Source organism: Streptococcus sp. ZY171113 (genome assembly GCF_057748235.1).
Genome location: NZ_CM173243.1, coordinates 2,198,582 through 2,224,491, shown reverse-complemented (window position 1 = coordinate 2,224,491; position 25,910 = coordinate 2,198,582). Strand labels below are relative to the sequence as shown.

Genomic DNA, 25,910 nt, shown 5'->3' with positions numbered 1-25,910 from the left:
AGGGATGTCCTTTCTATTTGTCCAATAAGTCTAAGCCGTAGCTCTTCACGTCGCCATTGACGGCATCAGCCATCCAGTCGGCAATGCTTTTATCATCGCTCATGGGAGTGAAAAAGGTTTTGTAGTTGATGGTTGTGTGTTGAGTAGCGGTTGTCTTGTCATCTTGACCGTGGTTCCAGACATAGATACCAACGCCGTCGATACGGCTTTGCAGGCTGTCAACCATGGTTTTCAGCTCGGCTTGAAATTGCTGGCTAGTCTCAGGTGTCGGGTCAGCCAGTTGTCCCTTGTCGATATAATTTTGGTATTGTTGGAGAATGCCGTCACGATAGGAGCTGTCAAAGAGGATTTTGACGGTATCGCCTCGCTTATCATGGAGGGCGACCAGGCTATCCAGGACCAGATTGTTAGAGGTCAGGCGGTTGCTGATATGGTCAGGCGTTTGCCAAACCTTTTCGGCAATGCCCTTCCAATCCTCATGCAACAAGAGGGAGCTATCAACTGCCACAGTGATATTTTTTGCGGTTGGAAACTGGTCAATCACATCATCAGCAAGGAGGGATGTGGCAAAGCCACCAGCTGAAAAGCCTGTGACCAGAAGGGTATCAGGATTGCCCATATAGGTTTTGGCTTCAGCCATCAGAGCCATCAGGTTCTGGTAACCCTTGTGATGGAGGATTTTTTGTTGGCCGTTTTTGTCGGTGTAGGCAAATTCGCCTGTCCCAGCATGAAAATCACCGGTACTGTAAGGCAGGGCTAGAATGGTCCAGTCCTTAAAAGGGTTATCTTCCTGGGAACTAGCGATCCCCCAAGTGGCGACAAAATCTTGTTGCTTGGTTGAGGTGGCGTAGAAGGCCTTACCAGCTGCAGCTGTTTCAGCATTGATACTGGCACCACCGCCAAAGAAATAGACCATGACCTTGTTTTTGTCCTTACCAATCCTCAGCAAACCGTGGGCTGGTTGACCAGTCGAATCAACCACTCCCTCCGGACTGAGGCGGTACCATTTCCCCACATCAGGTCTTTCTTGTCTGAGTTCAGGGGCTGACCAGCCAAAGGTCTGTTTGTAGACGACGAAACCAATTAAGGCAAGGCTAGCTAGGATAACTGTAAAAACTTTAAAAAATTTTTTCTTGTAGAAGGGTTGTTTGGTCACTGATGAGTTCCTCTTATGGTATAATTTTAGAAACAAGTGTTTCTGTTTTGCTAGTATAGCAGATGACGGGCTGGAAAACTAGTGCTAGCTCTGCTATTGCTCCAAAAGGAAACAAACGAAAGGAAGTGTTTCGCATGGACAAGGTTAAGCGGCAGGAATCGCTGTTTGTGGAGAGCGTGATTGGGGCGATGTGGGAGCTACTTGCGGTCAAGCCCTTTGAGAAGATTAGCGTGTCCGAACTGGTGGCACGGGCTGGTGTGGGGCGAGTGACCTTTTACCGTAATTTTGCCAGTAAGGAGGAGGTGCTGGCCCGCTCCCTTCATCAGGAGATGCAGGCCTGGTTGGCAAGGCGGGAGATAGATTTGTCGGATTGGTCGGATGCCCATTTGATGCTGGCCCTGCAGCAGTTTTTTGATTTTTGGTACGGGTAGCAGGAGCCGATTCGCTTGCTCATGGCCAATCGCTTGGATTACTTGCTGGAAGAAGAATTAAATCGGTATTTTCAAGAACGGCTAGGCCATCTGACGGATGATTTTCACCTGCAATTTATTGTCGGTGGCTTTTTCAGGGTCCTACGGACTTGGGTGGCCAAGGGGTGTCAGGAGAGCCCTGATGAGATTATGGCGTTACTGAAAAGTTAATCGGTTTGTCAAGGTAAACGAATCAGTTTATTGTCATAACACACAATCTAGGTATGAGCCCCCTTTGATATACCCCTTTGTTCCTTATTGTTTCATTCAAGCGTCATTATTGGAGGGGTATCGCCCTCTTTTCTTGTTGAAAATCAGCTTTCTTGCTATAATAGAGGCTCAACATCGACCTTCAAATCGACCGTTGACAAACTAGACCCTTCAAGTCTATGTTAGAAACTATTTGATGGGAGGATTATCATGACGGATAATTCAAAAACACGTGTCGTTGTCGGCATGAGTGGTGGCGTTGACTCGTCTGTAACGGCTCTTTTGCTCAAGGAGCAGGGCTATGACGTTGTCGGCATTTTTATGAAGAACTGGGATGACACCGACGAGTTCGGGGTCTGCACGGCAACCGAGGACTACAAGGACGTGGCTGCGGTGGCTGACCAGCTGGGCATTCCTTATTACTCGGTTAACTTTGAAAAAGAGTACTGGGACCGGGTGTTCGAGTATTTTTTGGCAGAATACCGGGCGGGTCGGACACCCAACCCTGATGTCATGTGCAACAAGGAAATCAAGTTCAAGGCTTTCTTGGACTACGCCCTGAGCCTGGGCGCAGATTATGTGGCGACTGGTCACTACGCCCAGGTGGTGCGTGATGAGAATGGGATTTCCCATATGCTCCGCGGGGCGGACAATGGCAAGGACCAGACCTACTTCCTCAGCCAGCTGAGTCAAGAACAGCTGAGCAAAACCCTCTTTCCGCTCGGCCATTTACAAAAGAAAGAGGTGCGTGAGCTAGCCGAGAAGGCAGGGCTTGCGACGGCCAAGAAGAAGGACTCGACGGGGATTTGCTTTATCGGCGAGAAGAATTTCAAGGAGTTTCTCAGCAACTACCTGCCAGCGACGCCGGGTCGCATGATGACGGTGGATGGGCGAGACATGGGGCCACATGCGGGGCTTATGTACTACACCATCGGTCAGCGGGGGGGGCTTGGCATCGGCGGCCAAATCGGCGGCGATAACGAGCCTTGGTTTGTGGTCGGCAAGGACCTGAGCCAGAACATCCTCTATGTGGGGCAAGGCTTCTATCACGACAGCCTCATGTCAGACCGTTTGACAGCCAGTCAGGTCCACTTTACGACTGAGCGGCCAGAGGAGTTTACTCTGGAATGCACGGCCAAGTTCCGCTACCGCCAGCCTGATAGCAAGGTGACCGTCCATGTCAAGGGCGATAAGGCTGAGGTTGTCTTTGATGAGCTTCAGAGGGCCATCACCCCAGGTCAGGCAGTTGTTTTCTACAACGGCGATGAGTGTCTGGGCGGCGGTATGATTGACCAGGCTTATCGGGATGGAGAAGTTTGTCAGTATATTTAGGGGAATCATATGGAAACCTGTTTATTTTGCAGCGATTTACCAACGGTACTGGAAAACCATCTGGCCCGAGCTTTTTACGACAAAAATCCTGTTAGCCAAGGTCACTTGCTGATCATCCCCAAACGGCATGTGCCTGATTATTTTGGATTGACAGCAGAAGAAAAAGAGGCGATTGATGACTTATTGGTTGCGGGGAAGCAGTTATTAGATGGCCGCTACCAACCAGATGCCTATAACATTGGTGCTAATTGCGGACAAGTCGCTGGGCAGACCATCTTTCATTGCCATCTTCATCTTATCCCTCGCTACAAAGGTGATGTTTCAAACCCCACAGGTGGTGTTCGAGGTGTTATTCCTGACAAGCAAGCTTATGAGAGTTGACAGCAGTCACTTTTTTCTGATAAAATAGCCTTAACAACACGATGAAAGTCAAAGCTCATTGTCTTGTGCGTTTTTTGACGTGCAATTCTGGGAGTTTTGGCTTTTTTGTGACCTGAGGAGGAGAGATGGACTTTAGAACCAAGATTGATAATCAGATGTTTGGCGTTCGGGCGACGGCTTTGATGGTTCGAGACGATAAGATTTATCTGGCCAAATCACCTGAAGACAAGTATTATTGCATCGGCGGAGCTATTGCCGTCGGTGAGGCGACTGAGGATGCTGTCCAGCGTGAGGTGCGTGAGGAAGTCGGTTGCGACGTGACCGTTGACCAGCTAGTCTTTGTGGTGGAAAATCAGTTTGAGCTTTACGGCACGAAATACCACCAAATGGAATTTCATTACCTGGTCACACCAGTAACTGAGCCACAAGCAGTCATGGTTGAGGGCGGTCGGACCCGAACCTGCGAGTGGGTTTCGATTGATCACCTACCAAACCTCAATCTCAACCCACCTTTTCTCAAAACTGCTTTGAGAGATTGGGATGGGCAGATCAAGCATATCGTGAACATCGAAAACTAACAACATAGAGAAAGGAACAAGATAGCAGCTCTGCTATTTTCAAAAAAAATGACCCATAATTTCACAGAACACTACGACATTATCGTTATCGGGGCGGGGCATGCTGGCGTTGAGGCTGCCCTGGCTGCCAGCCGCATGGGGGCCAAGACTCTGCTTGCCACTATCAACATCGACATGCTGGCCTTTATGCCCTGCAACCCGTCGGTTGGCGGTTCGGCCAAGGGCATCGTGGTCCGCGAGATTGACGCTCTGGGCGGCGAGATGGGCGTCAACATCGACAAGTCCTACATCCAGATGAAGATGCTCAACACCGGCAAGGGGCCGGCGGTCCGTGCCCTCCGTGCCCAGGCCGACAAGGACCTCTACGCCCGCACCATGAAGCAAACCGTGGAGCGTCAGGACAACCTGACCCTGCGTCAGTCCATGATTGATGAGGTTTTGGTGGACAATGGGCGAGTGATTGGTGTCAAAACAGCTACAGGTCAGGCCTTTTCGGCAGCAGCCGTCGTTGTGACAACGGGGACAGCCTTGCGGGGAGAGATTATCCTGGGTGAGCTCAAGTACTCCTCTGGACCAAATAATAGCCTGGCCTCGGTCAAGCTAGCAGATAATTTGAAAGAGTTAGGTCTGGAAATCGGTCGTTTCAAAACAGGAACACCGCCTCGCATCAAGGCCAGCTCCATTGACTACTCGGTGACCGAAATCCAGCCAGGTGACGAGAAGCCCAACCACTTCTCCTTCCTGTCCAAGGACGAGGACTACTTGACCGACCAAATCCCTTGCTGGTTGACCTACACCAACGAAAGCAGCCACCAAATCATCAACGACAACCTCCACCGAGCACCCATGTTCTCTGGGATTGTCAAGGGGGTCGGCCCACGCTACTGCCCGTCAATTGAAGATAAGATTGTCCGCTTTGCCGACAAGGACCGCCACCAGCTCTTCTTGGAGCCAGAAGGTCGCCACACCGAGGAAATCTATGTCCAAGGCCTGTCAACCAGCCTGCCAGAAGACGTTCAGAAAGAGCTCCTGCACTCCATCAAGGGTCTGGAAAAGGCTGAACTCATGCGGACAGGCTATGCCATCGAGTACGACATCGTCCTGCCTCACCAGCTCCGTGCCACTCTGGAAACCAAGTCCATTTCTGGCCTCTTTACCGCTGGTCAGACCAATGGTACTTCAGGTTACGAAGAAGCGGCCGCTCAAGGCTTGGTGGCTGGTATCAACGCAGCCCTCAAAGTCCAAGGCAAGCCTGAATTGATTTTGGGACGGAGTGATGGCTACATCGGGGTGATGATTGATGACCTGGTGACCAAGGGGACACTTGAACCTTATCGTCTCCTGACTTCTCGTGCCGAGTACCGCCTCATCCTCCGCCATGACAATGCTGACATGCGCCTGACCGACATCGGCCGTCGAGTGGGCTTGGTTGACGACCACCGCTGGGAGGTTTTCACCGCCAAGAAAGCCCAGTTCGACCAGGAAATGGCTCGTTTGGAAGGCATCAAGCTCAAACCAATCAAGGAAACCAACGACCAGGTTCAAGCTCTGGGCTTCAAACCTTTGGCTGATGCCATGACCGCCAAGGAATTCATGCGACGGCCAGAAGTCAGCTACGCCGATGTCATCAACATCATCGGCCCAGCTGACCAAGACCTGGACAGCAAGGTCATCGAGCTGATCGAGACGGAAATCAAGTATGAGGGTTACATCGCCAAGGCCCTTGACCAGGTGGCCAAGATGAAACGGATGGAAGAAAAACGGATTCCAGCTGACATCGACTGGGATGACATTGACAGCATCGCCACAGAGGCCCGCCAGAAATTCAAGAAAATCAGCCCTGAAACCATCGGACAAGCCAGCCGGATTTCAGGGGTTAACCCAGCCGACATCTCTATCCTCATGGTTTACATCGAGGGCAAGGGACGGTCGATTGCGAAGCATAAATAAACCAAAAACAAGTTGACGGCAGCTGTCAACTTGTTTTTTCAATGAACCAGCCGTGGTAAACTGGTTTTATCTGGATGAATGTTTGGACATCAGCTGGATGAGCGAGGTCATAGACGGCCATGAGTTCTTGGGGTGAGATGAGGGGGTGTTTTTGGATAAGTTGGTTAAGGTGGTCTAGGCTAGCTGAGACTGGCTGAGGTTTTAGGTCGCCAGTTGTTAGCTGGTCGATGAGGTTTAGAAACTGTGCGGTATTGAGAACCCCACTAAACGCGACCCTCTTTTCCTTGTAGGTCAAGCGGTAGAGGGGCAGGCCTCGGCTGTTTAGGCTGGTCAACTCTTGCCAATCCTTTTCCAGAGCTTGTTTGGCTGCTTGGCTATGGTAGGTGGTTTCAAATTCCTGGGGGTCAAGTCCAAACTGGCTGGCGATGTCAATCAGGACAGAGAGCTTGGTTGTCTGTTTCATGCCAAGGATTGTCTCAAACTGCAGGCGGTATTCTCAACTTTTAAAAAATTCTTTTAGGGCTCAAAAAGAAACAGAGAAACTTTTCATGCGTACGGCGTGACAAAAGCTCTAAAAGCCTATCCTTTGGAGCTTTTTTATGGTATAATGGCTTGATAAGAGGTTAAATGATGAACGTATTTCGATTGGAGAAGAATCAGTTGATTCTTCTGGGAGCGATTAGTCTAGTTACTCTGATGTTGGGCTACTGGCTCTTTCCTGCTCCCCTTTATATGCTTTTAGCTGGTTTTATCTTGGTGGGGTGGGTCTTTTTAGTCTATCACGAACTGACGGCGACGAGGTCGGCTCAGGCCGAGGAGTTGGCTCAGTTGACCCAAAAAACAGAACATAACCTGGCCCATGTTTTAGAACACATGCCTGTGGGAGTGGTTCAGTTTAGCTTAGCTAAAAAAGCGGTGATCTGGTACAATCCCTATGCTGCTCTGCTATTGACCAAGGAAGATGGTGAGTTCGATGCCTCACGAGTTCTTGGGGTCGTGGCAGATAGTCAGGAGACGGTCACGAGCAATTTTTTGACCATCGGTAACCTCAAGTTGACGGTGTCGGTGGACCGCAAAAAGGAACTGCTTTACTTTTGGGATACCCATTCTTTTGTGAGGGAATTGCAGGGCTTGACGGATTTTAGTCCTGTTATTATGGTGGTGTCGGTGGATAACTACGATGACATTACGGATAGTCTGCCCGATGCGGAGGTCTCTGATATTAACGGTTTTGTGGCTAATTTTATTGCGGATTTTGCCCGAACCAAGAAGATTTTTTATCGACGAACGGCCATGGATCGTTTCTACCTGTTTACGGATTACTTTGTTTTGGGTCAACTCCTGTCGGATAAGTTTTCAGTCCTAGATGCCTTTCGTCAGGCGGCCAAGGAACGTGAGTTGAGCTTAACCTTGAGTATTGGGGTTTCCTACGGCAGTCACGACCATGAGGAAATTGGCCGTGTGGCCCAATCCAACTTGAACTTGGCCCTGGTGCGTGGGGGAGATCAGCTGGTGCTTAGGGAAATTGATCCCAACAAGCCTTACCAGTACTTTGGGGGCGGTTCAACCTCAACGGTCAAACGGTCTCGGACCCGTACCAGAGCCATGATGTCGGCTATTTCGGAGAAAATCAAGCTGGCGGATCGGGTCTTTGTGGTTGGACACAAGATGACCGATATGGACGCTTTGGCGTCTAGCATCGGTATGGCTTTCTTTGCCCAACAAGTGGGTGCACAAGCTCATGCGGTTTATGATATGACCAGCATGACAGAGGATGTGACGAGGGCAATCGGTCGCCTCTTGGAAGAGGGACAAAGTCCCCTAACTTCCTTGCCTGAGGCTAGGCAGTTGGTGACGCCCAAATCCCTCTTAATCATGGTGGATCACTCCAAATTGGCCCTGACCTTGTCTGAACCGTTTTATAGTCAATTTGACGAGGTTATCATCGTTGACCATCACCGTAGGGATGATGATTTTCCAGCTAACGCCAGCCTGAGTTTTATCGAAAGTGGGGCTAGTTCTGCCAGTGAGCTGGTGACGGAATTGCTTCAATTCCAAAATGCTAAAAAACGAATCAGCCGTTTGCAGGCCAGTGTCCTGATGGCGGGCATTATGCTGGACACCAATCAATTCTCCACTCGTGTTACCAGCAGAACCTTTGATGTGGCCTCTTATCTCCGCCGTCAAGGGAGTGATAACCTGGAAATCAAAGCCATGTCGGCCCAGAATTTTGAGGACTACCGTCAGGTTAATAGCCTAGTGGTCACTGCCCAAGCCTTGGAAGACCAGGTGATGGTGGTGATGGGGCCAGATAATCAGATTTATAGCCACGTTGTGGCCAGTAAGGCTGCGGATACCCTGCTGGATATGGCAGGCGTTGAAGCCAGCTTTGTCATCATCAAGACGGCTAAGGGACGGATTGCCATCTCTGCTAGAAGTCGTCAGACCATCAATGTCCAACGAATTATGGAACGTTTGGGTGGCGGTGGCCACTTTAACTTAGCCGCTACACAGCTAGACCTCTCCTCAGTTGAGGAGGTGAGAAACCTGTTGCTAGAGGCTATCCGAGAAGAAATCAAACCAACAAAGGAGTCGTAAGATGAAAGTTATTTTTTTGCAAGACGTTAAGGGTAAGGGTAAAAAAGGCGAAGTTAAGGAAGTGCCGACAGGCTACGCTCAAAACTTTTTGATCAAGAAGGGCCTGGCCAAGGAAGCGACCAGTCAAGCCATCGGTGAGTTGGCTGGTAAGCAAAAATCTGAAGCCAAACACGCTGCTGAAGTTTTGGCGGAAGCCAAACGCCTCAAAGAAGAGCTGGCCAAGGAAGAACACCGCGTCCAGTTTGTCGAGAAGGTTGGTCCAGATGGTCGGACCTTTGGCTCCATCACCGGCAAGAAAATCGCCGAAGAACTCAAAAAGCAGTTTGGTCTCGTTGTTGACAAACGAGGCATCCAGCTGGACCATCCGATTCGTGCCATCGGCCTCATTGAAGTGCCTATCAAGCTCCATAAGGAAGTTGACGGCCAAATCAAGTTGCAAGTCAAAGAAGCCTAGTTTTTTGGTTTTGGACCATGGCAGAGCAGGTCAGCTGGTTTCATGTGAAACCAGGGAGTGGCTTGTCTGGCCTGTTTAGCCCCAAGAAAGGAGCATAGATTGACAGAATTTCAAGAAATGCGGGTTCAACCCCAAGACCTTCTGGCAGAGCAATCTGTCTTGGGGTCGGTCTTTATCGCTCCAGACAAGCTAATCAGCGTTCGGGAGTTTATCAGCCCTGAGGACTTTTACAAGCATGCTCACCGCATCATTTTCAAGGCCATGGTGGATTTGTCTGACCGCAATGAGGCCATTGATGCGACCACCATTCGGTCTATTCTGGACAGCCAGGGCGACCTGCAACAGGTGGGAGGGCTGAGCTACCTGGCGGAGCTGGTCAACAGCGTGCCAACCTCGGCCAATGCGGAGTACTATGCTCAAATCGTGGCTGAGAAGGCCATGTTGCGGCAGCTCATTAACCGTTTGACCGAATCGGTCAACCAGGCCTACGAGGGCAGCCTGTCTGCGGATGAGATTTTGGCTCGGGCTGAAAAGTCCCTGGTCGATGTGGGCGAAAACAGCCACCGCAGCGGCTTCAAGCGGATTGCGGATGTTTTATCTGAAAACTATGCCAATTTGGAAGTTCGAGCCAGTCAGACAACGGATGTGACAGGGCTACCGACAGGTTTCCGTGAACTGGATAAGATCACGACAGGCCTGCACCCTGACCAGCTCATCATCTTGGCAGCTCGGCCGGCGGTCGGTAAGACCGCCTTTGTCCTCAACATCGCCCAGAATGTCGGCACCAAGCAAGGGCGACCGGTGGCCATCTTCAGCTTGGAGATGGGGGCGGAGAGTTTGGTGGACAGGATGGTGGCTGCTGAGGGCGTGGTGGATAGCCACCGCCTGCGGACGGGGCAGTTGACCGACCAGGACTGGCAGAATGTGACCATTGCTATGGGAAATCTGGCCAAGGCACCGATTTTTATCGATGACACGCCGGGCATCAAGATTACCGAGATTCGGGCTCGGTCGCGAAAACTGGCCAAGGAGCTGGGTGAGGATTTGGGCCTGATTGTGATTGACTACCTGCAGTTGATTACAGGTACCCGACCCGAAAACCGCCAGCAGGAGGTCTCAGACATCTCCCGCCAGCTGAAAATCCTGGCCAAGGAGCTGAAAGTCCCCGTTATCGCCCTCAGTCAGCTCTCCCGTGGGGTCGAGCAGCGTCAGGATAAGCGGCCAGTACTCTCGGATATTCGAGAATCGGGGTCCATTGAGCAGGACGCGGACATCGTGGCCTTCCTCTATCGGGATGACTACTATGACCGGGATAACAAGGACGAGGACGGCAATGAGAAATTGCCCAATAACATTATCGAAGTGATTTTGGAGAAGAACAGGGCCGGTGCCAGAGGGACTGTCCAGCTGATTTTCCAGAAGGAATACAACAAGTTTTCAAGCATTGCCCCTTTTGAAGAGGGCAGATAGAAAGGAAGGACTATGAGTGACGCATTTACCGATGTGGCCAAGATGAAGAAAATCAAAGAGGACATCAAAGCCCATGAGGGCCAGATTGTCGAATTGACCCTGGAAAATGGCCGCAAACGGGAGAACAACAAGCAGGGACGCTTGATCGAGGTTTACCAATCCCTCTTCATCATCGAATTTACCAATGAGATGAACGGCCAGACCTATGTGGAATCCTATACCTACTCGGACATTTTGACCGAGAAAACCCTGATCCGTTACTTGGATTAGTCAGAGGCTGGGACAAAAGTCCAAACCTCAATATTAAAAACGAACAAAGAAGAATTTCTGAAAACCAGAACCTTTCTTTGTTCGCTTTTTTTTCAGCCTTTTGGTTTCATCAGGGGGGATTGTATGAGACTTCGAAAACTCAAAATCTTTTTGTCCCAGCCTCTTGCTGACTGAACTAGGAAAATAAGAGAATTTCTTATAAAACAAAAAGCCCGCAACTACGGGCTTTTCAAGAACTTCAATATCAGATTAAAGCATTTTGTTGTAAGGTAATTTTAAGCGAAAATACACGCAAAATCAGCCTAAAACACGCTAAAAAATGTGATATTCATTGGCTTAACACCCCCAAATAGCAAAGTTCCCCAAAACCGATAGGGAACAAATGAGGGAACATTTTTCACGAGTTCAGCAGGCAAGGGAAAGCACGGTCAGCCGTGCCTTTTCTTTTGCCCTATTATACCATATCACGCACCGCTTGCTACTGTGTTTTACTGTTTCCTAGTGTATCCTGATAGTATCGCCTCATGGGTTGCTTGAGAGCAGCAGAAGAGCCCAGCTAGGGGCTAGGCTTATACTTGCAATTCCTCACGGATGGCCTTTTGCAAGAGCTGGGAAAAATTGACCTTTCTTTCTTTGCCAATCTCGACCAACCAGCTAGGCAAGGTTACTGTCTTATTGACGATTTTTGACCGCTCACGTTCACGCACCAGCTCACTATCCACCGTTACCGCTTGGATAATGTCATCATCGCTGGTCAGCTTATCCGCAAGAGCTTTGAAAGATGATACCGCTGGGAACTCCTTGCCCTCATCTTCAAACATAAGGGCGTAAATCTCCAGCACCTCACGGGCATTATAAACCGCCTCGCTCAAGGTGTCTGCCTCACTAATCGCCCCTGGAAAGTCTGGGAACGTGATGGTATAACCGCCGTTTTCGTGGTCTGCCTCAAAAATAGCTAAATAAGTGTACTTCATAATCTTTGGTTAGCCGATGACCGCCCAAAAGGGCAAGGGGTAGAGCTTACCCCTATTTCTCGTTTAAGACTTTCAAAACATTGTTTAGGGTCTTGGGCTTATAGTCTTTCTGCTTTGGGTTACTGATTAAGACTGTTCTGCCGTCGTCATGCTCCCAAAGCGTATGAGACCCCTTGCCTTTATCCGTGGGATAGAACCCCTTGGCCTTGGCTAGTTTCTCAAGTTCTCGTCGTGTGGTCATCGGCTACCTCCTTTCCTTATCTTTAATACCATTATACACTTGTTTGGAACACTTGTCAATATAAAACACTTGTTTTTTACAAATGTTTTTATACAAAAAAGGGAAAGCTCCCCCTCCTGTTCGTGGGTCATGCCCTCCCTTAATCGGCCAGACTATGCCAGCCTCCAGCTGTAAGACCATTATAGCATAAGTCAGAATAGCCACCAGTTTTTTTCTTGATACTCTGCCCATTCTTTGGGGTGCTTTGCTATCCAGTCTAAAAAATCATCTAGGGTCATGCCTTTAGTACCTCCTGCCTAATCATTCGCAAAAGGTCGCAAAAAATCAAGGGGAAAAATTTCCCTAAAATCCGCCACCCTCTCAAACGCCATATAAAGGCCGTAGAGCGATTTTAGGCGGTGCGTGCCTATTTCTCTGACTGGGTAGCTAGTCGCCTGATTTGCCCTGTTCTCGTTAGTCTGTGTGGCCTGTGGTAACCTTAGCCTAATCTTAGCCCTTTTTAAGGTCACGCTCCACCCTCTCCAGTTCCTCGATGGCCTGCTTATGCAGCCTATAAGTGTTGGCCTGTGACTGTTGGAAACGCTGGGGTATGTCTTTCCACTTTGTGCCGTCTCTATACCTAACAAGCAAAATTTCACGGTGTAAAGGGTCATCTAGTCGGCCAATAAGGTCAAGCACGGCCTGCCTCTTAGCTTTGAGCTGGTTGATACTGTCTAGGGTCTGCTTCTCCCACTCTGCCAGCCTATCAGGAAAACGGGCGTATAGGGGGCGGTCATGCTCCAGCTCCTCCTCTAGGCTTTGGATAAGTGGGGCTAGGTCTTTCAGCTCGTTTAGTTGCTCCTTGACGGTCATGTTTTACCTCCTGTGGTATAATGTCTTTGATACTACCACAATACCATTTCAGCGGTATTTCCATTCAGGGCTTGGGCAAACCAGGTCAAAGTCTCACGGCCAAACCGTGGGGCTTTTTTTGTGTCTCGATGGCGGCCTATTTTGGTGCGTGTTCTTTTGTTCATCTTTTGTTCGATGGGGTAAATTCTCTAGCTTCGCTCTAGCTTCAAGCTATAAAATCTTCTGTGTTCAAATAGTTTTTTTCGTTGTTCGCCCGTTGTTCGATTAAGTAAAGTCTCTTGGTTCGCTCTAGGTTCAAACTATAAAATCTTCTCTGTTCGCTCTCTGTTCATGTGTCATTTCTCGGAGTTCGCTCGGAGTTCAAGTACTCAATCCAACACGCACCACCTCCCCTAAACCTCCCCCTAATCTCCCCCTTGTACCTTACTAAAACCTTACTACTTTTCGGTATTGATACCTAGCCCTAATCTTGCCGTTTTGTCATTATCAGAACTGCCTAACCTTTACATAACCTTTACACTCTAACCTTGCTAAAACCTTGCTACTTTGGCCACCTAAAAAGTTGGCCTACCTTACCGTAACCTTACCGTACCAAAAAGCCTAAAACCTTAGTATTTTTCAGCCCTTACCTTGTGGTAACCTTGGGGTGGTTTTACTGCCCCCACCTTGTACTAACCTTATACTTCTTAGGTCTCCCACCTTAGGGTAATCTTAGGGTAATCTTAGGGTAATCTTAGGGTAGCAAAACTTGGCCACCTTATGGTTACCTTATGGTTTGGTCGGGCTATTTGTCGGTTTTGTAAAAACCTAAAACGCTCCGTATTTTGCACCCTAAAAGTGCTAAAGGGGTGCAGTCAAGAACTCCTTAAAAGTCCGTTATATCAAGGGTTTTACCTCCTCCCTTTATTCCATCGGAGCGGATTTGTTTGTTTTGTAAAATCCAAAAAGTACTACAAAATACTACAAACGCTCGCCTATTCGTCGTTTTGAAAAATCCCCAAACGCTCGGATAAGACACGCCAAAAGGTGCGTGACCACTTCATCACGCACCCTGTGCTGGGTTACTTCTGCTTGCTATCAAAAGCCTTGGCAATTCGCTCCAGGTCGCTTGATAGGTCTTGGTCATGCTCATAGGTCGCCGATACTGTACCCTTGCCGTAGTCAATGGCATAGGCCAGACCCTCGTGACTGCCCACAAAATAGCCAACCAGGCCATTCTTAAAGGCCAGCATGTCAGGGCGATAGGCAAAGGTATAGCTAAAGGTTTGCTGGGTCATTCGTCCACCTCATTTCTAGCTAATAGCCCACTTACCGCCATATCTTTTGCAAACTGTTCCCGCTGGGTCCCGTCAAGTTCCAGAACTTCGATAAGCTCACCTAGGGCTTGGGTATCGGTTTGGTTGATGAGTTTCTGCATAGTTGTCTTAAATTGCCCCTCCAGGTACTCACCAAAGATTAACCGCTGGGCTTGTGTCGGTGTTTTGCCTAAAGCCATATAGCAAGCCTCAGTAATTTGGGCAAAGAGTTTGGCCCTGGCCTCTGGGTGCTTATAAAGTTCATACACGTTTAAGCTGGGGTCTGCCTCTCGCAACTTTGCCCCAATCTCTAACAGTTTGGGAATATCCTCATCAGTAACTGGGGTGTCGTCGGCCATATAAATGAGCCGATGGCGTTTCATGTTCTCCAGCTCTTGGTCAAAAAAATCTGTCTCTGTCATCGTCTCACCTCCTAGCTCTGATGTACTAGCTCACCGCTCTGGGCCATTTCTTGCAACATAACCCAGGCTTGGGCTTGTTGCTCCAAGAGGGCCGCCGTTTCCTCGGTGTCTCCCTCATCGATACTGTCAGCCAGTAGCTGGGCTTTGTGGTGTTGGTCAGCCAACCAGTCGCCCAGGTCAAACGGTTCACGCTCCGCCACGGTGTCGGTCTGCTTGTCTGTTTCCTCCCCAGGGTCGCTTGGTCGCTCAAAAATGTTAAAAAAGCCGTTTGCGATGTGTAAGGTAGCCAGGTTGCTGCCAATGTTGTCAGCACGCCACCAGTTCAAAATCTCGGCCGTGCCACGGTAAAAGTCGGTTAACTGCTGAAACGTGACTTGTTCGCCATGTTCGCCGATGATATAGCACTGGTCAAGGTCTAGCTCTTTGATGTCTTGGGTGTTGTCTGCGATGTTGTTCTTGGTCATGATATGCCTTTCTTTTGTCGTGTCAATGTTCCACGGTTTCCACGGATAGGATACGGTTATTTCCACGGTTTTTCTCTTAGAGCCACAAGGCTTTCCACGGTTTCCACGGTTTTTCCTCTCTGATGTTGCTTTTTTATAAGAGCTAACAGGAGCTTTAGAGGCCTTTTTATATCTACTTCTAAAATAACTGTGGAAACTGTAGTATCTGTGGAAACCCCTTGATATGACTGGGCTAAATTGGGAACGGTTATTTTTTTAACTGTGGAAAGTTAATCAATAACCGTGGAAAATTTAGCGATTTTTAATATATCCTCTGTCTCTGGTCTTCTTTGCTTGCTTCTCTGGGGTCTCCCTGCCGTTGGTGTAATAGCTCCTTGCATAGTGGGGTAAATCCGCCTTTGGGTTAAACCCTGGGGCGAGATGTCTGCCTGCTGGGGTCACTTTCTCCCCCTTTGAGAAGTTAGGGGGCAAGTGCTTACCTACTTCCCTGTGAAAGGCGTTGTCTTTCAAGGGGCTTGTGTGACCAGTATAGTCTAGGTAGTCACGCCAAACCCACCAGACAAACGAGTTAGGTAAGAACTCACTTTCCAAGTCATCGGTGAAAAAGTCTTCCACAAACGCCAAGACGGGGTTAATGTCCGCTTGATACTTGGCCAGCTCCTCTTGGCTGGCTTTGGGGTTGATGTCCTCCAGGGGCGTTTCTAGGGCCAGTTTAAGCAAAAACTCCAGCACCTCGGAACGGTGGATATAGTCTTGCTTGATGGCTTTGTCTGGTCTCCCCACAAATTCCCCAGTAAAGGGGAGAATGCGGAAACGCCTGCCGATGGCCTCACTATCGCCCTCCATTGTGGGCAAGCCGTTTGATGATTGTATAACGGTCATGGATAGGGTCAAGCTATAAGGTTTCTTGCCCTTTTCCTCGATGGTCAAGAGGTCGCCAGTAACCAGGCTAAAAAGGTCCGATGTGTCCTTGATGACTGCCCCAGCCTGCACGTCGTCACCGATGACAACGGACTTACCTAGCAGAATAGAGGTGGTAAACTGGCTTTTACCTAGCCCTGTTATCCGCAAACTCGCCACGTTATCAAGGCCAACCAAGTTAATAATCAACTGCTGAAAAGTCCCTTTACCTGTACCGCCTCGGCCATAAAGCCAGAATAGTTTTTCCAGGCTCTGCCCGGTCACGCACGCCCTAATAATCTGGATAGCTAGCCTATACAGTTCATCATCACCACCAAACAACTCACGCAGCCACTCGGTCACCCTCCAGCCCTTGATGTTTGGCTCTTTAGCGGTTGGGTTGTATTCGGTGTTGATTTTCCTGATAGTCACCACCTTAGGCGTAAAGTCTTCTAGCTTGCCTGTCTTGGCGTTGTAAAGCTGGTTGCCTAATGCCGTATAGTGGGGTTGATTGTCACGTTCTGGGCTTTGTCTAGCGACTTTATAGATGGTGTCCTGGGCTTGTCGCTCGGTAAAGTTGGGGGCAATGATAAAGATTAAATCTTGCAAGAACTCGGTGTTCTCAACATAAACCCCTTTATCTGGATTGTAAAAGTATAGTGGGGCTTTTTGGTTGTTACCTGCTGGCTTGACCCTCACAAAATGGATACGCTCGTAAAGGATTTTTGAGACTGCCAGGGGCTTTTCTGGGATAGCCTGGGCGTAAGCGGTGCGTGCTTTGTCCTCTATCCCCTGCTCTTGCTTCTCCCTTGTCTCTGGGTCATCGCTCCAGTTCATGGTTGCCTCTAGCTCTGCCTTTTTCTTGTCGTAGGCCTCTTGTCTAATGAGTTGGCACTCATGAGCTAGCTGACCCTTAACCCCTAAAAAGGTCATGAAAAAGCGGTCTTTAGGTTTGGGTGCGTGCTTTTTATCAACCTTTGGCGGTCGTGGTTTGGGTGCTGGTTGTTCCGCTCCCGTAGCCTTGCGGTCATCTTCTAAAATCTTATCTGTCAACTCGCTCAAGCGGCCACCTCCTTCCCATAAAATCGCCCTAGCTCCTGTAAAAAGTAGCCAGATAGGTCCAGCCGTTGGGTAAGGGTTGAAAATACCCCTATAACCTGCTCCATATCGTAGCCGGTCACAAACATAGCACGCACCAGCCTAGCCGTGTCCTGCTTGGTGGCAATGCCATAGCAAACCGCCTCTAAAAGCCAATCGGTTAAGACCAGACCCACCCCTTGGCGTTGCTGGGTCAAGCTATGCTGCTCTAGGTCAGTCAGTTCAGCCAGTAACTTTTCCCCTGCATAGGCTGGGATATGGTCACGCACCAGTTCCCACGGTTTGGGCTTGTCCTCGCTGACCTCCAGCCATAGCTTGTTAAGCCTAAAAGGTGTTAGGTAGTGGCTTAGTGGCTCACGATAGATAAAGCGGTAATAATCGCCCTTGCGTTCGGCTCGTGTGGGGTTAGTCTCTAGGAAAGAGAATAGCCCTAAAAAATCCTTGTGCATGGTTAGGGTCAGATACCTCATGACTTACCCCCTCTCTTTCTTAGTTTTTTAAGCCGTTTCTGCCGTTGTCTCCGCTCTACCTCGGCTTGGGATAGCTGGCGGTCTTTTGTCCTGTCCTCCCTGCCCAGCCGTTTCTTGTCCCTTGGTGGGTAGGTGTCAAAATAGGTCATCATTTCCCTCCTCGCTGTCGTTTCTTTTTGAGTTTCTTGGCCAGCCTTTGACGGTTCAACTCCTCTAGTGGTGTTTGACGGTCTTTGGTGGTATAGTCTCGCTGATTTTTGAGCTTTTGCTCTGCTGGGTGCGTGCTAAACTTACTCATAGACCCACCGCCAAAAACTTGTAAATGTCAGTCTTACGGTAATAGATTTTCTTGCTATCCTCCAGCGGTGGCTGGTAACGCTGCAAGCCTCCCAGCTTTTCCCAATTCCTCAAGGTTTGGCTGGATATTTCCAACTTCTCCAGCAAAACCTCACGGGGGATTAAATCCAATGGGTCAGCGTTAGCCTGCTGGAAAGCCACCAACTCGCTGAAACGGCGGTCAACAATGCCCAAAAGCTCACGCTCCGCCTCCTGTGATAATAACGCCATAGCCTAACCCTCGCTTTCTAGTAATGTCCGCCACTCGGTCAAACTGCAATAGGTAACCACGTTCAAGCGGTTGGTCTGCTCTGTGGTTTGGTTGCGTAGAGCCTGCAACCCCTCCAAACGTTCTGTCTCATCGGCTGGGATATAGTAGCCGTGATTATCGCCACGCTCCCCAATAATGGGAACTCGGTACTTGCTTATCAGTCGGGCGATGATGTCCATAACTGACCGTTCTGAGATACTCACCGCCTGGGCTATCTCCTTGGCTGGTTTGGGGCGTTGTCGGCCTGTGGGTATCAATTCCAAGACCCTTTTTTCTAAGTGTTCCATTCTGTTTCCTCCTGCCCTCGTTCTAGGGCCTCTAATAGCTCACATAAGGCTTGTCTCTCCTCTGGCCTTACCGTCAGCAATTCGCCCCATAAAACGGCCACCAGGGGGAGCATGATAGCTATGAAAACCAAAAGCTGGGGCATGGTAAAGTCAAGTTCATTCATGATTAGATAACTCCCCTTGCTTTTAAATCTTTTTTGACTAGACGGCGTAGATAGTACCAGATAGAATATGAGGACACTTCTCCTTGGCCTTCCGTTCTAAAAGTTTCCATCTCTTTTGCTAGTAAATCAAAAAGTAAACAGTTCGGACGGTTTCTATCCACCAATCTGTTAACCCTTGCTTCTCGCTCGTCCTGTTGGCGTAGTTCATTGATCACTGTTTCTACATTAGCTTGATAAAACGCCTCATGGCTGGCTTCACGCTGTTTATAAGTCTCTGATAGCCTGTAAAATTCAATCCATAAAGACGTTATAGCTGTTCTGCATTCTTCGGCGATTTCAGTAGCTCCAGCATGCCCCTTTGCTATATGCCACTCGCTCAGAATATCCAGCTTTGCATCAGTCACTTGTAACTTTGCTTCAAAATCTTTAAAAAATTGTTCCATGTTTTTACCTCTCTTGGTTTGTCTTTACTATACAGGTTGCCCCTGCTTTTGATGGTCGGGGAAGGGGCTAGTTTTAAGAGTTCCCGCTCTCCGTCTGGTCAATCCTAGCCGATTATGATATAATCTAGCTAGAAAACTTACTAAAACCCTTGATAACGGCTTGCCTGCTTGTTATTGTGTTTTAGTTTTTTTAGCGAAAGCCTAGCGGATTTGGTCGTTTGCTTCAGGCTTTTTTGTTTAGTCTGTGATGTCCTGCCATAGGTTGATAACCCCTAGCTGGCTTTCAATCTGTTTGGCGTAGTCGGTAGCCTTGGGACTGGTCAGCCCTCGCTCAATCCTGCCAAGCTCCTTGATAGCTTCTAACTTTTCCTTGTCCTTGAGCGTTCCGCTCTTGATAAGCTGGCGTAGCTCGTACAAGTTTTCAACGGCTAACCATGTTCTTAGCTGGGTTAGCTGTGCCGTTTCCTCTGGGCTGGTCTGTGGCTGGTGGCTTCTACGCCCTATCCTAATAATCTCAAACTCTACTAGGTCATCATCTACCAGCTTAAAGCGGATATTGCCTTTATACCGCCATTTCCCCAAACGGTAAACAATGTCTTCCCTGCTCCAGTCTGGCAAGTGCTCTCTCAAGGTGGCGATGTCTAACCTGTCCTTGCTCTGGTGTAACTCTTTCAGCCCCTCAAGAGTAAAAGGTGTTTTCTTTGGTCGTTTGTTCATTGTTTCTAGTCTCCTGTATCACGCACCCCATCGGGTGCTTTTTTAGTCGTCATCTTGCTCTACCGTTGGGCTACCAAATGCCCAGCCTAGCAAGTGTAAAAGTGCCGTAAGTAGTCCGATGGTGTGGCCTCCTGTCTATCCCTAAGCGGTTAAACCGTCTATTCTGGTAAAAAAATAATATCGTTGTAAGATACCCCAAAAACCTCGGAGATTTTTTCTACTTGTTTTACAGTTGGGAAACGTTTCTGGTTTTCCCATTTGCTCCACGTTGTCGTAGAAACCCCCACTTTTTGAGCAGCCTCGGACTGCTTCAAGTTAGCGTTAGCTCTTAACGCCTTTAGCGTGTAACGGTTCATCTAGTTACCTCCTTTTTTTGTCGTGTACGGCTTAACCGTACCTTTATTCTACACGGTTATACCGTTCATGCCAACCCCTTTTTAATTATTTTTTGCTTTTTTTTCGTTTTACTTGCCTTTTGTATGTTTTAACCGTATAATTGAATTAAGAAACAAAGCAGAAAGGTGGTCCGATTATGTCACTTGGAAACAAAGAGATAATGGCCAACAACATCAGGAGACTGTTAGAACAAAAAGGGTTAAATCCCCGACAAATGGCTTTACAATTAGATTTCAAATATACTACCGTCCTTGACTGGGTAAATGCAAAAACCTACCCCCGTATAGATAAAATCGAACTGATGGCCAACTTCTTCAACGTGTCAAAATCCGACCTGGTAGAAGAATACCGACCCCAAAGCCAACCTACCCCAGCCGACCCCTCAAAAAATGACGAATTAACGGCCACCATTGACAAACTAACAGACAGTAACCGCCAAAAAGTAGAAAGCTATGCTATCAACCTGCTAGACCAGCAATCCCAACCCACCGTAGAAGAGCCTCAAGCCCTCTACGATGTGCGGGCCGTGTCTCGCCTTGCTGCTGGCTTTGGCTATGGCTACGATGATCACGACACAAAAACCGTCTATGTTGAGGACGAACCCCCACGGCATGACGTGGCAAGCCTTGTAGAGGGCGATAGTATGACCCCAGACTATGAGCATGGCAACGTGGTCTATTTGGTTGACCGTGGTTTCTCTCGCTTTTCTGGCCAGGTCTGTGCCGTTGTCGTTGATGATGAAACCTTTATCAAGAAAGTCTATACCGAACCTAACGGCCTGCGACTGGTCAGCATAAACCCAGCTTACCCAGATAGGTTTATTGACTTCCCACCCTCAGGCGATACCCATATCAAGATTTTTTCAGTCGTTGGGTCTGCCCAGGTTGTGGAAAACTAGGCCACTCTGCCATATAAAAGATTTTTTCAAGTTTTTTCAAGTACCTATAAGCCCATAACCTTAGCAAATCATAGCCATCACGCACCGCCAGCCTGTCTATATAGGCTTGGTGGGTTAACATTCACCAACTATCAACTAATAGCTGACGGTTGCCCTATATAGGTTTTTACCTTAGGATTTCTTAGTAATCACGCTCTATTAACATGGATAAAAGGCTATTCTAGGCGTTATTAGCCATCTTGGTTCTACCTACTTTTACCTACTTTTTCCTACTTTTCCCTATATACGGAATATGTCGGTACTTTTCGGTACCAATAAGCGGATATGTACATACTTTTCCATACTAACTAGGCGGGATATCCTCATACTTTCTCATACCTATAAGTCAGAAAAGTATCTACTTTTATCTATATTTGTCTATACTAGCCAATGATATAGGAACTTTTCAGACCCAACGCTGGGCCATATCCATGATTAAGAGGCGGGATATGTTCATACTTGTTCATACCTACCACAAATCCAAAAGAAAAAACGGACTTGTATAGGTCCGCTTGTGGGGTGCGTGATAAAAGCCCGTAAAAGCCCCATAGCGAGCTTTTAGCCCTTGCCCTATGATTTTGCCGACTGCCTCAAAACAAGCGAAAATAGGGGCGGTCTCATCAATTCTGGGAGCATTCTAGGCAAAAAGAAAAGACTTCACCGCTGGCTAACGGTCAGGCCTCAAAATAAAAACTATTATACCATATTTTCTAATTTTTATTTTTTGAGGACTAGCCACGCCCTCGATACTATTATACCAAAAAAAGCCAGCTGCCGCTGACTCCTTGGGTATGTTTGCTAAATCTATTATACCCCATTTCATGAACTAACTCAATCTAATAACCTTTGATAACGGCTTGCCTGCTGATAGTTAGGAAAGAGGTTAGAACATGACAATTACAGAACACAAGAAACAAGATGGTACTATCGTTTATCGCTGCAAAGTCTATCTAGGCATTGACAGCGTAACAGGCAAACAAGTCAAGACCACCGTGTCAGCACGCACCAAGAAAGAGGTTAGACTAAAAGCCAAACAGGCCGAAAATCAGTTCAGACAAAGCGGTTCAACCCGTCAACAAGGCGGGACAGTCGCCACCTATCGGGAACTGGCCGAACTCTGGTGGGAAAGCTACCAGCATACGGTCAAATCAAACACGCAAGATAACGTTAGAAAGCTACTTGATAACCATGTTTTGCCAGCATTTGGGTCTTATAAGCTCGCTAAGCTGACCCCTCCACTTATCCAGGGTATTATCAACAAGATAGCCAAGGCGGCCAACGAGGGCCAGCCGGGGGCTTATCTCCACTATGACAAAATCCACGGCCTCAACAAGCGGATTTTACAGTATGGGGTCATCTTGCAAGCCCTGCCTTATAACCCAGCTCGTGAGGTTATCCTGCCACGCAACACGGCCAAGGCTGACCGCCAAACCGTCAAGCACTGGGAAAATGACCAGCTAAAGACCTTTTTAGACTATCTAGGCACTCTTGACCTGACCCGCTACCGCTACTTGTACGAGGTCACTCTATACAAGTTCCTACTGGCTACTGGTTGCCGTATCGGTGAGGCTTTAGCCCTTACCTGGTCAGATATTGACCTGGAAGCTGGGACTGTTAAAGTGACCAAGACCCTCAACCGATACCAAGAGACCAACACCCCAAAATCGAAAGCTGGGGTGCGTGATATTGAGATAGACAGGGCCACGGTCCTACTGCTCCAGCAGTACAAAAACCGCCAGCAAGTTCAAAGCTGGCAACTGGGACGAACTGAAACAGTAGTCTTTAGCCCATTCACGACCGAGTACGCCTATGCTTGCAATTTGAGGCGACGGCTTCAGGACCATTTCAAAGCGGCTAACGTTCCTGATATTGGTTTCCATGGTTTCCGCCATACCCACGCCACTATCATGCTATACGCTGGGATTGAGCCTAAAGACCTCCAATATAGGCTGGGTCATTCTAATATAGCCATGACCTTAAACACCTATGTCCACGCCACCCAAGAGGGGGCTAAAAAAGCCGTCTCAATCTTTGAGGTAGCTATCAGCAATCTATAAAAAAACAAGGGTGCCCCGATTTGGGGCCACCCTCTTACTTAACCCAATTTCTCCCAGGGGTAGTAAAAAGGGTAGTAAAACCAAAAAGCACCTTGGGATAGAGCCCCAAAGTGCTTGATATAAAGGCATTTCTGCCCCATACTTCCAAAAAAGTATTACAACATTTTGTTGTAGAATTCAACGATAAGGGCTTCGTTGATTTCTGGGTGGATTTCATCACGCTCTGGCAAGCGAGTGAGTGAACCTTCCAATTTTTCAGCGTCGAATGACACGAAAGCTGGACGGCCAAGAGTGGCTTCAACAGCTTCCAAAATCGCTGGAACTTTCAATGATTTCTCACGAACTGAGATCACTTGACCAACTTCAACGCGGAATGATGGGATGTCAACACGTTTGCCATCAACCAAGATGTGGCCGTGGTTGACGAACTGACGAGCCTGACGACGAGTAGTCGCCAAACCAAGGCGGTAAACAACGTTGTCCAAACGACGCTCAAGCAAGAGCATGAAGTTGAAACCAACGGTACCTTGTTTGATTTTAGTTGCTTGTACAAAGAGGTTACGGAATTGCTTCTCACCCATACCGTAAGTGAAACGCAGTTTTTGCTTTTCAGCCAACTGCAAACCGTACTCAGAAAGTTTAGAACGGTTGTTAGGGCCGTGTTGGCCTGGAACGTAGTTACGGCGAGCAAGCTCTTTACCTGTACCTGTAAGTGAAAGACCCAAGCGACGGGCTTGTTTCCAAGATGGTCCTGTATAACGTGACATATCAATGTCCTCCATAAAAATAATATTTATGGAAATAATTCTGAGCAAACCTAATTCGTGCAGACTGCCTTCGCCCAAACAGCTAAGGCTACTGGTGTTGCGACAGCCTGTTGACGAGCTTTATTTTGCCCTGCTCTTATTTCACACAAACCCCATTATAGCACGCCCATCTTGATTTGGCAAGGTTTTTTTCTTGGGAAATAGCCGACTGGTTTCTTGGAAAATAGCAGAGCTGGATAGCTTATTTGAATCTAGTTTAGCAGTATAGGTTTTACTTGGCTTTTTATCCTTGAAAATATAGAATATTATTGTAAAAATAAAGGTTCGTCATGTCATTCGATGAAAAAAACTTGTCAGTGTTTGCCTGGTTGCGAAACCTGCTTGGCCTCAAATCTAAGGATGGGCTTCTGCCAGAAGATGCCCTCAAGGCGGAATTGATTTTAGGCTTGGAAAAACTCAAGGACAAGCTTCCAGATCAGCCAAACTTGCTGCCCCTCCTTGATAGGGCGGTCGTTGACCTAACAGCTCCGAGTTGTCAGGGTATCGAAGTGAAAAACGTTTGTCGGGACTTAGTTGCCCGCTTGCGTGTTCAGGGTTTTTATGACCTTTACAGCCCAGAGGACCAGGAACTTCTCCAGGAGCTCGACCGACTAATCCATGCTTATGGGACCAGCCAATGGAGCTTTATTGGTTACTAATTTCAGCTCAGCCAGCCGCCTTGTGTGGCTGGCTTTTAGCTGAAGCCTGTTTAGAAGGGGGGTGTTTGCTCTTCACCTCTTTCTTTTCTCAAGTAAACATGGCTTTTTGAGCCGTTTTTTGCTATAATAGCCTTAAAAACACCCCGAAGGAGTTCATTTGCGAGGCAGAATTATCAAGGCTTTGGCCGGATTTTACTATGTGGAGGCTGACGGCCAGGTTTACCAGACCAGGGCAAGAGGCAATTTTCGTCAGAAGGGCCAGACCCCCTATGTGGGCGACTGGGTTGAGTTTTCGGCTGAGGAGCAGTCGGAGGGCTACATCCTAGCCATCGAGGAGCGGACCAACGCCCTGGTGCGGCCGCCCATCGTCAACATCGACCAGGCTGTCGTCATCATGTCGGCCAAGGAGCCTGATTTCAACCCCAACCTCCTGGACCGCTTCCTGGTCCTCTTGGAGCACAAGAGTATCCACCCCGTCATCTACATCAGCAAGCTGGACCTCTTGGAGGACCGGACGGCCATGGACAGGACCCGTCGCCATTACGAGGCTATCGGCTACGAGGTTTGTTATGATTTGGACGAATTGCTGCCGCTCTTAGCCGACAAGGTCACGGTTTTCATGGGTCAGACAGGGGTCGGCAAGTCCACCCTGCTCAATAAAATCGCCCCGGACCTGCAACTGGAAACGGGCGAGATTTCTGATAGCCTGGGCCGAGGCCGCCATACCACCCGTGCGGTCAGTTTCTACCAGCTGGAAGGCGGCAAGATTGCCGACACCCCAGGTTTCTCATCTCTGGACTACCAAGTCACCACCAGCGAAGACCTCAACAAGGCCTTCCCAGAATTGGCCGAGATCAGCCAAGGTTGCAAGTTCCGAACCTGCACCCACACTCACGAACCAGCCTGTGCGGTCAAACCAGCTGTTGAAACGGGTGAGATTTGGACTAGCCGTTATGACAACTACCTGCAGTTGCTCAGCGAAATCGAAAACCGCCGAGAAACCTATAAAAAAGTGGCCAAGAAGAAATAGGAGGTTTGATCATGTCTGAAAATATCATGCTTATCCTGTTGGCTCTAGTAGCTTTATTGGCCGTCAGGGCCATCTTCAAAACCATCGGATGTGTTGTCAAAACGGCTCTGGTGCTTGTTTTAGCCTATGCTGTTTATTACTTTTTGAGTTAGTTTTTTCAGAAATTTTTCCGAAAATCAAAAACAAATCACCTTGCCCGCTCCGCCATTGGCGAGCCACTAC

The 25,910-nt window shown here is 48.5% G+C and carries 33 protein-coding genes; 15 read left to right on the top strand and 18 right to left on the bottom strand.

The window, feature by feature from the left end; translation table 11 throughout:
- Nucleotides 1-13: 13 nt before the first annotated feature.
- Nucleotides 14-1,156: a pectin acetylesterase-family hydrolase gene (locus tag AC3ARB_RS10735; RefSeq protein ID WP_488320529.1), complete on the bottom strand. Its 1,143-nt coding sequence runs from the start codon at nucleotides 1,154-1,156 to the stop codon at nucleotides 14-16.
- A gap of 134 nt (nucleotides 1,157-1,290) precedes the next feature.
- Between AC3ARB_RS10735 and AC3ARB_RS10730 the strand changes: the two genes are divergently transcribed.
- The 6 genes from AC3ARB_RS10730 to mnmG all read left to right on the top strand — a co-directional run bounded on the left by AC3ARB_RS10730 (nucleotide 1,291) and on the right by mnmG (nucleotide 6,077).
- Complete coding sequence (locus AC3ARB_RS10730) at nucleotides 1,291-1,587, top strand: TetR/AcrR family transcriptional regulator (RefSeq protein WP_488320528.1); 297 nt, start codon at nucleotides 1,291-1,293, stop codon at nucleotides 1,585-1,587.
- A gap of 21 nt (nucleotides 1,588-1,608) precedes the next feature.
- A complete protein-coding gene (locus tag AC3ARB_RS10725; RefSeq protein ID WP_488320527.1) occupies nucleotides 1,609-1,797 on the top strand; it encodes a TetR/AcrR family transcriptional regulator C-terminal domain-containing protein in 189 nt (62 codons plus the stop codon).
- Between the two features lie 249 nt (nucleotides 1,798-2,046).
- Nucleotides 2,047-3,168 carry a tRNA 2-thiouridine(34) synthase MnmA gene (gene mnmA, locus AC3ARB_RS10720; protein WP_488320526.1) on the top strand — a complete coding sequence of 374 codons (1,122 nt, stop codon included), beginning with the start codon at nucleotides 2,047-2,049 and terminating at the stop codon, nucleotides 3,166-3,168.
- A 9-nt stretch (nucleotides 3,169-3,177) separates the two neighbouring features.
- Nucleotides 3,178-3,549: an HIT family protein gene (locus tag AC3ARB_RS10715; protein ID WP_488320525.1), complete on the top strand. Its 372-nt coding sequence runs from the start codon at nucleotides 3,178-3,180 to the stop codon at nucleotides 3,547-3,549.
- A 125-nt stretch (nucleotides 3,550-3,674) separates the two neighbouring features.
- Nucleotides 3,675-4,127: an NUDIX hydrolase gene (locus AC3ARB_RS10710; RefSeq protein WP_488320524.1), complete on the top strand. Its 453-nt coding sequence runs from the start codon at nucleotides 3,675-3,677 to the stop codon at nucleotides 4,125-4,127.
- Between the two features lie 48 nt (nucleotides 4,128-4,175).
- The gene (gene mnmG, locus AC3ARB_RS10705) at nucleotides 4,176-6,077 is read left to right on the top strand and encodes a tRNA uridine-5-carboxymethylaminomethyl(34) synthesis enzyme MnmG (protein WP_488320523.1); all 1,902 of its coding nucleotides are present in this window, start codon (nucleotides 4,176-4,178) and stop codon (nucleotides 6,075-6,077) included.
- 25 nt (nucleotides 6,078-6,102) lie between these two features.
- On the opposite strand, the gene AC3ARB_RS10700 is transcribed toward mnmG, so the two are convergent.
- On the bottom strand, nucleotides 6,103-6,549 hold the full coding sequence (locus AC3ARB_RS10700; RefSeq protein WP_488321563.1) for a hypothetical protein: 447 nt from the start codon (nucleotides 6,547-6,549) through the stop codon (nucleotides 6,103-6,105).
- Between the two features lie 158 nt (nucleotides 6,550-6,707).
- Here AC3ARB_RS10700 and AC3ARB_RS10695 point away from each other — a divergent pair, with 158 nt between their 5' ends.
- The 4 genes from AC3ARB_RS10695 to AC3ARB_RS10680 all read left to right on the top strand — a co-directional run bounded on the left by AC3ARB_RS10695 (nucleotide 6,708) and on the right by AC3ARB_RS10680 (nucleotide 10,869).
- Complete coding sequence (locus AC3ARB_RS10695; protein WP_488321562.1) at nucleotides 6,708-8,675, top strand: GGDEF domain-containing protein; 1,968 nt, start codon at nucleotides 6,708-6,710, stop codon at nucleotides 8,673-8,675.
- Nucleotide 8,676: 1 nt separating this feature from the next.
- On the top strand, nucleotides 8,677-9,129 hold the full coding sequence (rplI, locus tag AC3ARB_RS10690) for a 50S ribosomal protein L9 (protein WP_488320522.1): 453 nt from the start codon (nucleotides 8,677-8,679) through the stop codon (nucleotides 9,127-9,129).
- Between the two features lie 117 nt (nucleotides 9,130-9,246).
- Nucleotides 9,247-10,599: a replicative DNA helicase gene (dnaB, locus tag AC3ARB_RS10685; protein WP_488321561.1), complete on the top strand. Its 1,353-nt coding sequence runs from the start codon at nucleotides 9,247-9,249 to the stop codon at nucleotides 10,597-10,599.
- A gap of 12 nt (nucleotides 10,600-10,611) precedes the next feature.
- The gene (locus AC3ARB_RS10680; RefSeq protein ID WP_488320521.1) at nucleotides 10,612-10,869 is read left to right on the top strand and encodes a Veg family protein; all 258 of its coding nucleotides are present in this window, start codon (nucleotides 10,612-10,614) and stop codon (nucleotides 10,867-10,869) included.
- A gap of 569 nt (nucleotides 10,870-11,438) precedes the next feature.
- Here the strand turns inward: AC3ARB_RS10680 and AC3ARB_RS10675 are convergent.
- The 15 genes from AC3ARB_RS10675 to AC3ARB_RS10605 all read right to left on the bottom strand — a co-directional run bounded on the left by AC3ARB_RS10675 (nucleotide 11,439) and on the right by AC3ARB_RS10605 (nucleotide 20,159).
- A complete protein-coding gene (locus AC3ARB_RS10675; RefSeq protein WP_373658575.1) occupies nucleotides 11,439-11,843 on the bottom strand; it encodes a type II toxin-antitoxin system HicB family antitoxin in 405 nt (134 codons plus the stop codon).
- 52 nt (nucleotides 11,844-11,895) lie between these two features.
- Nucleotides 11,896-12,084: a type II toxin-antitoxin system HicA family toxin gene (locus AC3ARB_RS10670; RefSeq protein ID WP_488320520.1), complete on the bottom strand. Its 189-nt coding sequence runs from the start codon at nucleotides 12,082-12,084 to the stop codon at nucleotides 11,896-11,898.
- Nucleotides 12,085-12,573: 489 nt separating this feature from the next.
- The gene (locus AC3ARB_RS10665) at nucleotides 12,574-12,936 is read right to left on the bottom strand and encodes a DUF1492 domain-containing protein (protein ID WP_488320519.1); all 363 of its coding nucleotides are present in this window, start codon (nucleotides 12,934-12,936) and stop codon (nucleotides 12,574-12,576) included.
- A 1,061-nt stretch (nucleotides 12,937-13,997) separates the two neighbouring features.
- The gene (locus AC3ARB_RS10660) at nucleotides 13,998-14,213 is read right to left on the bottom strand and encodes a hypothetical protein (RefSeq protein WP_488320518.1); all 216 of its coding nucleotides are present in this window, start codon (nucleotides 14,211-14,213) and stop codon (nucleotides 13,998-14,000) included.
- Nucleotides 14,210-14,653, bottom strand: a complete 444-nt coding sequence (locus tag AC3ARB_RS10655) for a hypothetical protein (protein ID WP_488320517.1) — start codon at nucleotides 14,651-14,653, stop codon at nucleotides 14,210-14,212. Before AC3ARB_RS10655 ends, AC3ARB_RS10660 begins: the two co-directional genes overlap by 4 nt.
- An 11-nt stretch (nucleotides 14,654-14,664) precedes the next feature.
- The gene (locus tag AC3ARB_RS10650) at nucleotides 14,665-15,183 is read right to left on the bottom strand and encodes a hypothetical protein (RefSeq protein WP_488320516.1); all 519 of its coding nucleotides are present in this window, start codon (nucleotides 15,181-15,183) and stop codon (nucleotides 14,665-14,667) included.
- Nucleotides 15,184-15,408: 225 nt separating this feature from the next.
- On the bottom strand, nucleotides 15,409-17,079 hold the full coding sequence (locus AC3ARB_RS10645; protein ID WP_488320515.1) for a DNA primase family protein: 1,671 nt from the start codon (nucleotides 17,077-17,079) through the stop codon (nucleotides 15,409-15,411).
- Nucleotides 17,076-17,585, bottom strand: coding sequence for a hypothetical protein (locus AC3ARB_RS10640; RefSeq protein ID WP_488320514.1), 510 nt, complete (start codon nucleotides 17,583-17,585; stop codon nucleotides 17,076-17,078). Before AC3ARB_RS10640 ends, AC3ARB_RS10645 begins: the two co-directional genes overlap by 4 nt.
- Complete coding sequence (locus AC3ARB_RS10635) at nucleotides 17,582-17,734, bottom strand: hypothetical protein (protein WP_488320513.1); 153 nt, start codon at nucleotides 17,732-17,734, stop codon at nucleotides 17,582-17,584. The genes AC3ARB_RS10640 and AC3ARB_RS10635 overlap by 4 nt, the downstream gene beginning before the upstream one ends.
- Nucleotides 17,735-17,879: 145 nt before the next feature.
- On the bottom strand, nucleotides 17,880-18,152 hold the full coding sequence (locus AC3ARB_RS10630; protein WP_488320512.1) for a hypothetical protein: 273 nt from the start codon (nucleotides 18,150-18,152) through the stop codon (nucleotides 17,880-17,882).
- Between the two features lie 3 nt (nucleotides 18,153-18,155).
- Complete coding sequence (locus AC3ARB_RS10625; protein WP_488319963.1) at nucleotides 18,156-18,479, bottom strand: DNA-binding protein; 324 nt, start codon at nucleotides 18,477-18,479, stop codon at nucleotides 18,156-18,158.
- The gene (locus AC3ARB_RS10620) at nucleotides 18,467-18,643 is read right to left on the bottom strand and encodes a hypothetical protein (RefSeq protein WP_488320511.1); all 177 of its coding nucleotides are present in this window, start codon (nucleotides 18,641-18,643) and stop codon (nucleotides 18,467-18,469) included. The genes AC3ARB_RS10625 and AC3ARB_RS10620 overlap by 13 nt, the downstream gene beginning before the upstream one ends.
- Before the next feature lie 2 nt (nucleotides 18,644-18,645).
- The gene (locus AC3ARB_RS10615; protein ID WP_488320510.1) at nucleotides 18,646-19,086 is read right to left on the bottom strand and encodes a hypothetical protein; all 441 of its coding nucleotides are present in this window, start codon (nucleotides 19,084-19,086) and stop codon (nucleotides 18,646-18,648) included.
- A 237-nt stretch (nucleotides 19,087-19,323) separates the two neighbouring features.
- Entirely contained in the window at nucleotides 19,324-19,803 is a 480-nt protein-coding gene (locus AC3ARB_RS10610; RefSeq protein ID WP_488320509.1) for a hypothetical protein, read from the bottom strand.
- 158 nt (nucleotides 19,804-19,961) lie between these two features.
- Entirely contained in the window at nucleotides 19,962-20,159 is a 198-nt protein-coding gene (locus AC3ARB_RS10605; protein ID WP_488320508.1) for a helix-turn-helix transcriptional regulator, read from the bottom strand.
- Between the two features lie 176 nt (nucleotides 20,160-20,335).
- On the opposite strand from AC3ARB_RS10605, the gene AC3ARB_RS10600 reads away from it, so the two are divergent.
- A complete protein-coding gene (locus tag AC3ARB_RS10600; protein ID WP_488320507.1) occupies nucleotides 20,336-21,097 on the top strand; it encodes a LexA family transcriptional regulator in 762 nt (253 codons plus the stop codon).
- 929 nt (nucleotides 21,098-22,026) lie between these two features.
- The gene (locus AC3ARB_RS10595; protein ID WP_488320506.1) at nucleotides 22,027-23,193 is read left to right on the top strand and encodes a tyrosine-type recombinase/integrase; all 1,167 of its coding nucleotides are present in this window, start codon (nucleotides 22,027-22,029) and stop codon (nucleotides 23,191-23,193) included.
- A 155-nt stretch (nucleotides 23,194-23,348) separates the two neighbouring features.
- Here the strand turns inward: AC3ARB_RS10595 and rpsD are convergent, their stop codons facing one another.
- Nucleotides 23,349-23,960, bottom strand: coding sequence for a 30S ribosomal protein S4 (gene rpsD / locus AC3ARB_RS10590; RefSeq protein ID WP_488320505.1), 612 nt, complete (start codon nucleotides 23,958-23,960; stop codon nucleotides 23,349-23,351).
- Between the two features lie 329 nt (nucleotides 23,961-24,289).
- On the opposite strand from rpsD, the gene AC3ARB_RS10585 reads away from it, so the two are divergent.
- The 3 genes from AC3ARB_RS10585 (at nucleotide 24,290) to AC3ARB_RS10575 (ending at nucleotide 25,840) form a co-directional block, all read left to right on the top strand.
- Nucleotides 24,290-24,658 (top strand): hypothetical protein, encoded by a 369-nt coding sequence (locus AC3ARB_RS10585; protein WP_488320504.1) that lies wholly within the window; start codon nucleotides 24,290-24,292, stop codon nucleotides 24,656-24,658.
- A gap of 157 nt (nucleotides 24,659-24,815) precedes the next feature.
- Nucleotides 24,816-25,688 (top strand): ribosome small subunit-dependent GTPase A, encoded by an 873-nt coding sequence (rsgA, locus tag AC3ARB_RS10580; protein WP_488320503.1) that lies wholly within the window; start codon nucleotides 24,816-24,818, stop codon nucleotides 25,686-25,688.
- A gap of 11 nt (nucleotides 25,689-25,699) precedes the next feature.
- Complete coding sequence (locus tag AC3ARB_RS10575; RefSeq protein ID WP_488320502.1) at nucleotides 25,700-25,840, top strand: hypothetical protein; 141 nt, start codon at nucleotides 25,700-25,702, stop codon at nucleotides 25,838-25,840.
- The last annotated feature ends 70 nt before the right edge of the window (nucleotides 25,841-25,910 follow it).

Bases quoted from the DNA above. Each gene is read 5' to 3' on its own strand.
- AC3ARB_RS10730 (WP_488320528.1), top strand. From the start codon at position 1,291: ATGGACAAGGTTAAGCGGCAGGAATCGCTGTTTGTGGAGAGCGTGATT.
- AC3ARB_RS10725 (WP_488320527.1), top strand. From the start codon at position 1,609: ATGGCCAATCGCTTGGATTACTTGCTGGAAGAAGAATTAAATCGGTAT.
- mnmA (WP_488320526.1), top strand. From the start codon at position 2,047: ATGACGGATAATTCAAAAACACGTGTCGTTGTCGGCATGAGTGGTGGC.
- AC3ARB_RS10715 (WP_488320525.1), top strand. From the start codon at position 3,178: ATGGAAACCTGTTTATTTTGCAGCGATTTACCAACGGTACTGGAAAAC.
- AC3ARB_RS10710 (WP_488320524.1), top strand. From the start codon at position 3,675: ATGGACTTTAGAACCAAGATTGATAATCAGATGTTTGGCGTTCGGGCG.
- mnmG (WP_488320523.1), top strand. From the start codon at position 4,176: ATGACCCATAATTTCACAGAACACTACGACATTATCGTTATCGGGGCG.
- AC3ARB_RS10695 (WP_488321562.1), top strand. From the start codon at position 6,708: ATGAACGTATTTCGATTGGAGAAGAATCAGTTGATTCTTCTGGGAGCG.
- rplI (WP_488320522.1), top strand. From the start codon at position 8,677: ATGAAAGTTATTTTTTTGCAAGACGTTAAGGGTAAGGGTAAAAAAGGC.
- dnaB (WP_488321561.1), top strand. From the start codon at position 9,247: ATGCGGGTTCAACCCCAAGACCTTCTGGCAGAGCAATCTGTCTTGGGG.
- AC3ARB_RS10680 (WP_488320521.1), top strand. From the start codon at position 10,612: ATGAGTGACGCATTTACCGATGTGGCCAAGATGAAGAAAATCAAAGAG.
- AC3ARB_RS10675 (WP_373658575.1), bottom strand. From the start codon at position 11,843: ATGAAGTACACTTATTTAGCTATTTTTGAGGCAGACCACGAAAACGGC.
- AC3ARB_RS10670 (WP_488320520.1), bottom strand. From the start codon at position 12,084: ATGACCACACGACGAGAACTTGAGAAACTAGCCAAGGCCAAGGGGTTC.
- AC3ARB_RS10665 (WP_488320519.1), bottom strand. From the start codon at position 12,936: ATGACCGTCAAGGAGCAACTAAACGAGCTGAAAGACCTAGCCCCACTT.
- AC3ARB_RS10660 (WP_488320518.1), bottom strand. From the start codon at position 14,213: ATGACCCAGCAAACCTTTAGCTATACCTTTGCCTATCGCCCTGACATG.
- AC3ARB_RS10655 (WP_488320517.1), bottom strand. From the start codon at position 14,653: ATGACAGAGACAGATTTTTTTGACCAAGAGCTGGAGAACATGAAACGC.
- AC3ARB_RS10640 (WP_488320514.1), bottom strand. From the start codon at position 17,585: ATGAGGTATCTGACCCTAACCATGCACAAGGATTTTTTAGGGCTATTC.
- AC3ARB_RS10635 (WP_488320513.1), bottom strand. From the start codon at position 17,734: ATGACCTATTTTGACACCTACCCACCAAGGGACAAGAAACGGCTGGGC.
- AC3ARB_RS10630 (WP_488320512.1), bottom strand. From the start codon at position 18,152: ATGGCGTTATTATCACAGGAGGCGGAGCGTGAGCTTTTGGGCATTGTT.
- AC3ARB_RS10625 (WP_488319963.1), bottom strand. From the start codon at position 18,479: ATGGAACACTTAGAAAAAAGGGTCTTGGAATTGATACCCACAGGCCGA.
- AC3ARB_RS10620 (WP_488320511.1), bottom strand. From the start codon at position 18,643: ATGAATGAACTTGACTTTACCATGCCCCAGCTTTTGGTTTTCATAGCT.
- AC3ARB_RS10615 (WP_488320510.1), bottom strand. From the start codon at position 19,086: ATGGAACAATTTTTTAAAGATTTTGAAGCAAAGTTACAAGTGACTGAT.
- AC3ARB_RS10610 (WP_488320509.1), bottom strand. From the start codon at position 19,803: ATGAACAAACGACCAAAGAAAACACCTTTTACTCTTGAGGGGCTGAAA.
- AC3ARB_RS10605 (WP_488320508.1), bottom strand. From the start codon at position 20,159: ATGAACCGTTACACGCTAAAGGCGTTAAGAGCTAACGCTAACTTGAAG.
- AC3ARB_RS10600 (WP_488320507.1), top strand. From the start codon at position 20,336: ATGTCACTTGGAAACAAAGAGATAATGGCCAACAACATCAGGAGACTG.
- AC3ARB_RS10595 (WP_488320506.1), top strand. From the start codon at position 22,027: ATGACAATTACAGAACACAAGAAACAAGATGGTACTATCGTTTATCGC.
- rpsD (WP_488320505.1), bottom strand. From the start codon at position 23,960: ATGTCACGTTATACAGGACCATCTTGGAAACAAGCCCGTCGCTTGGGT.
- AC3ARB_RS10585 (WP_488320504.1), top strand. From the start codon at position 24,290: ATGTCATTCGATGAAAAAAACTTGTCAGTGTTTGCCTGGTTGCGAAAC.
- AC3ARB_RS10575 (WP_488320502.1), top strand. From the start codon at position 25,700: ATGTCTGAAAATATCATGCTTATCCTGTTGGCTCTAGTAGCTTTATTG.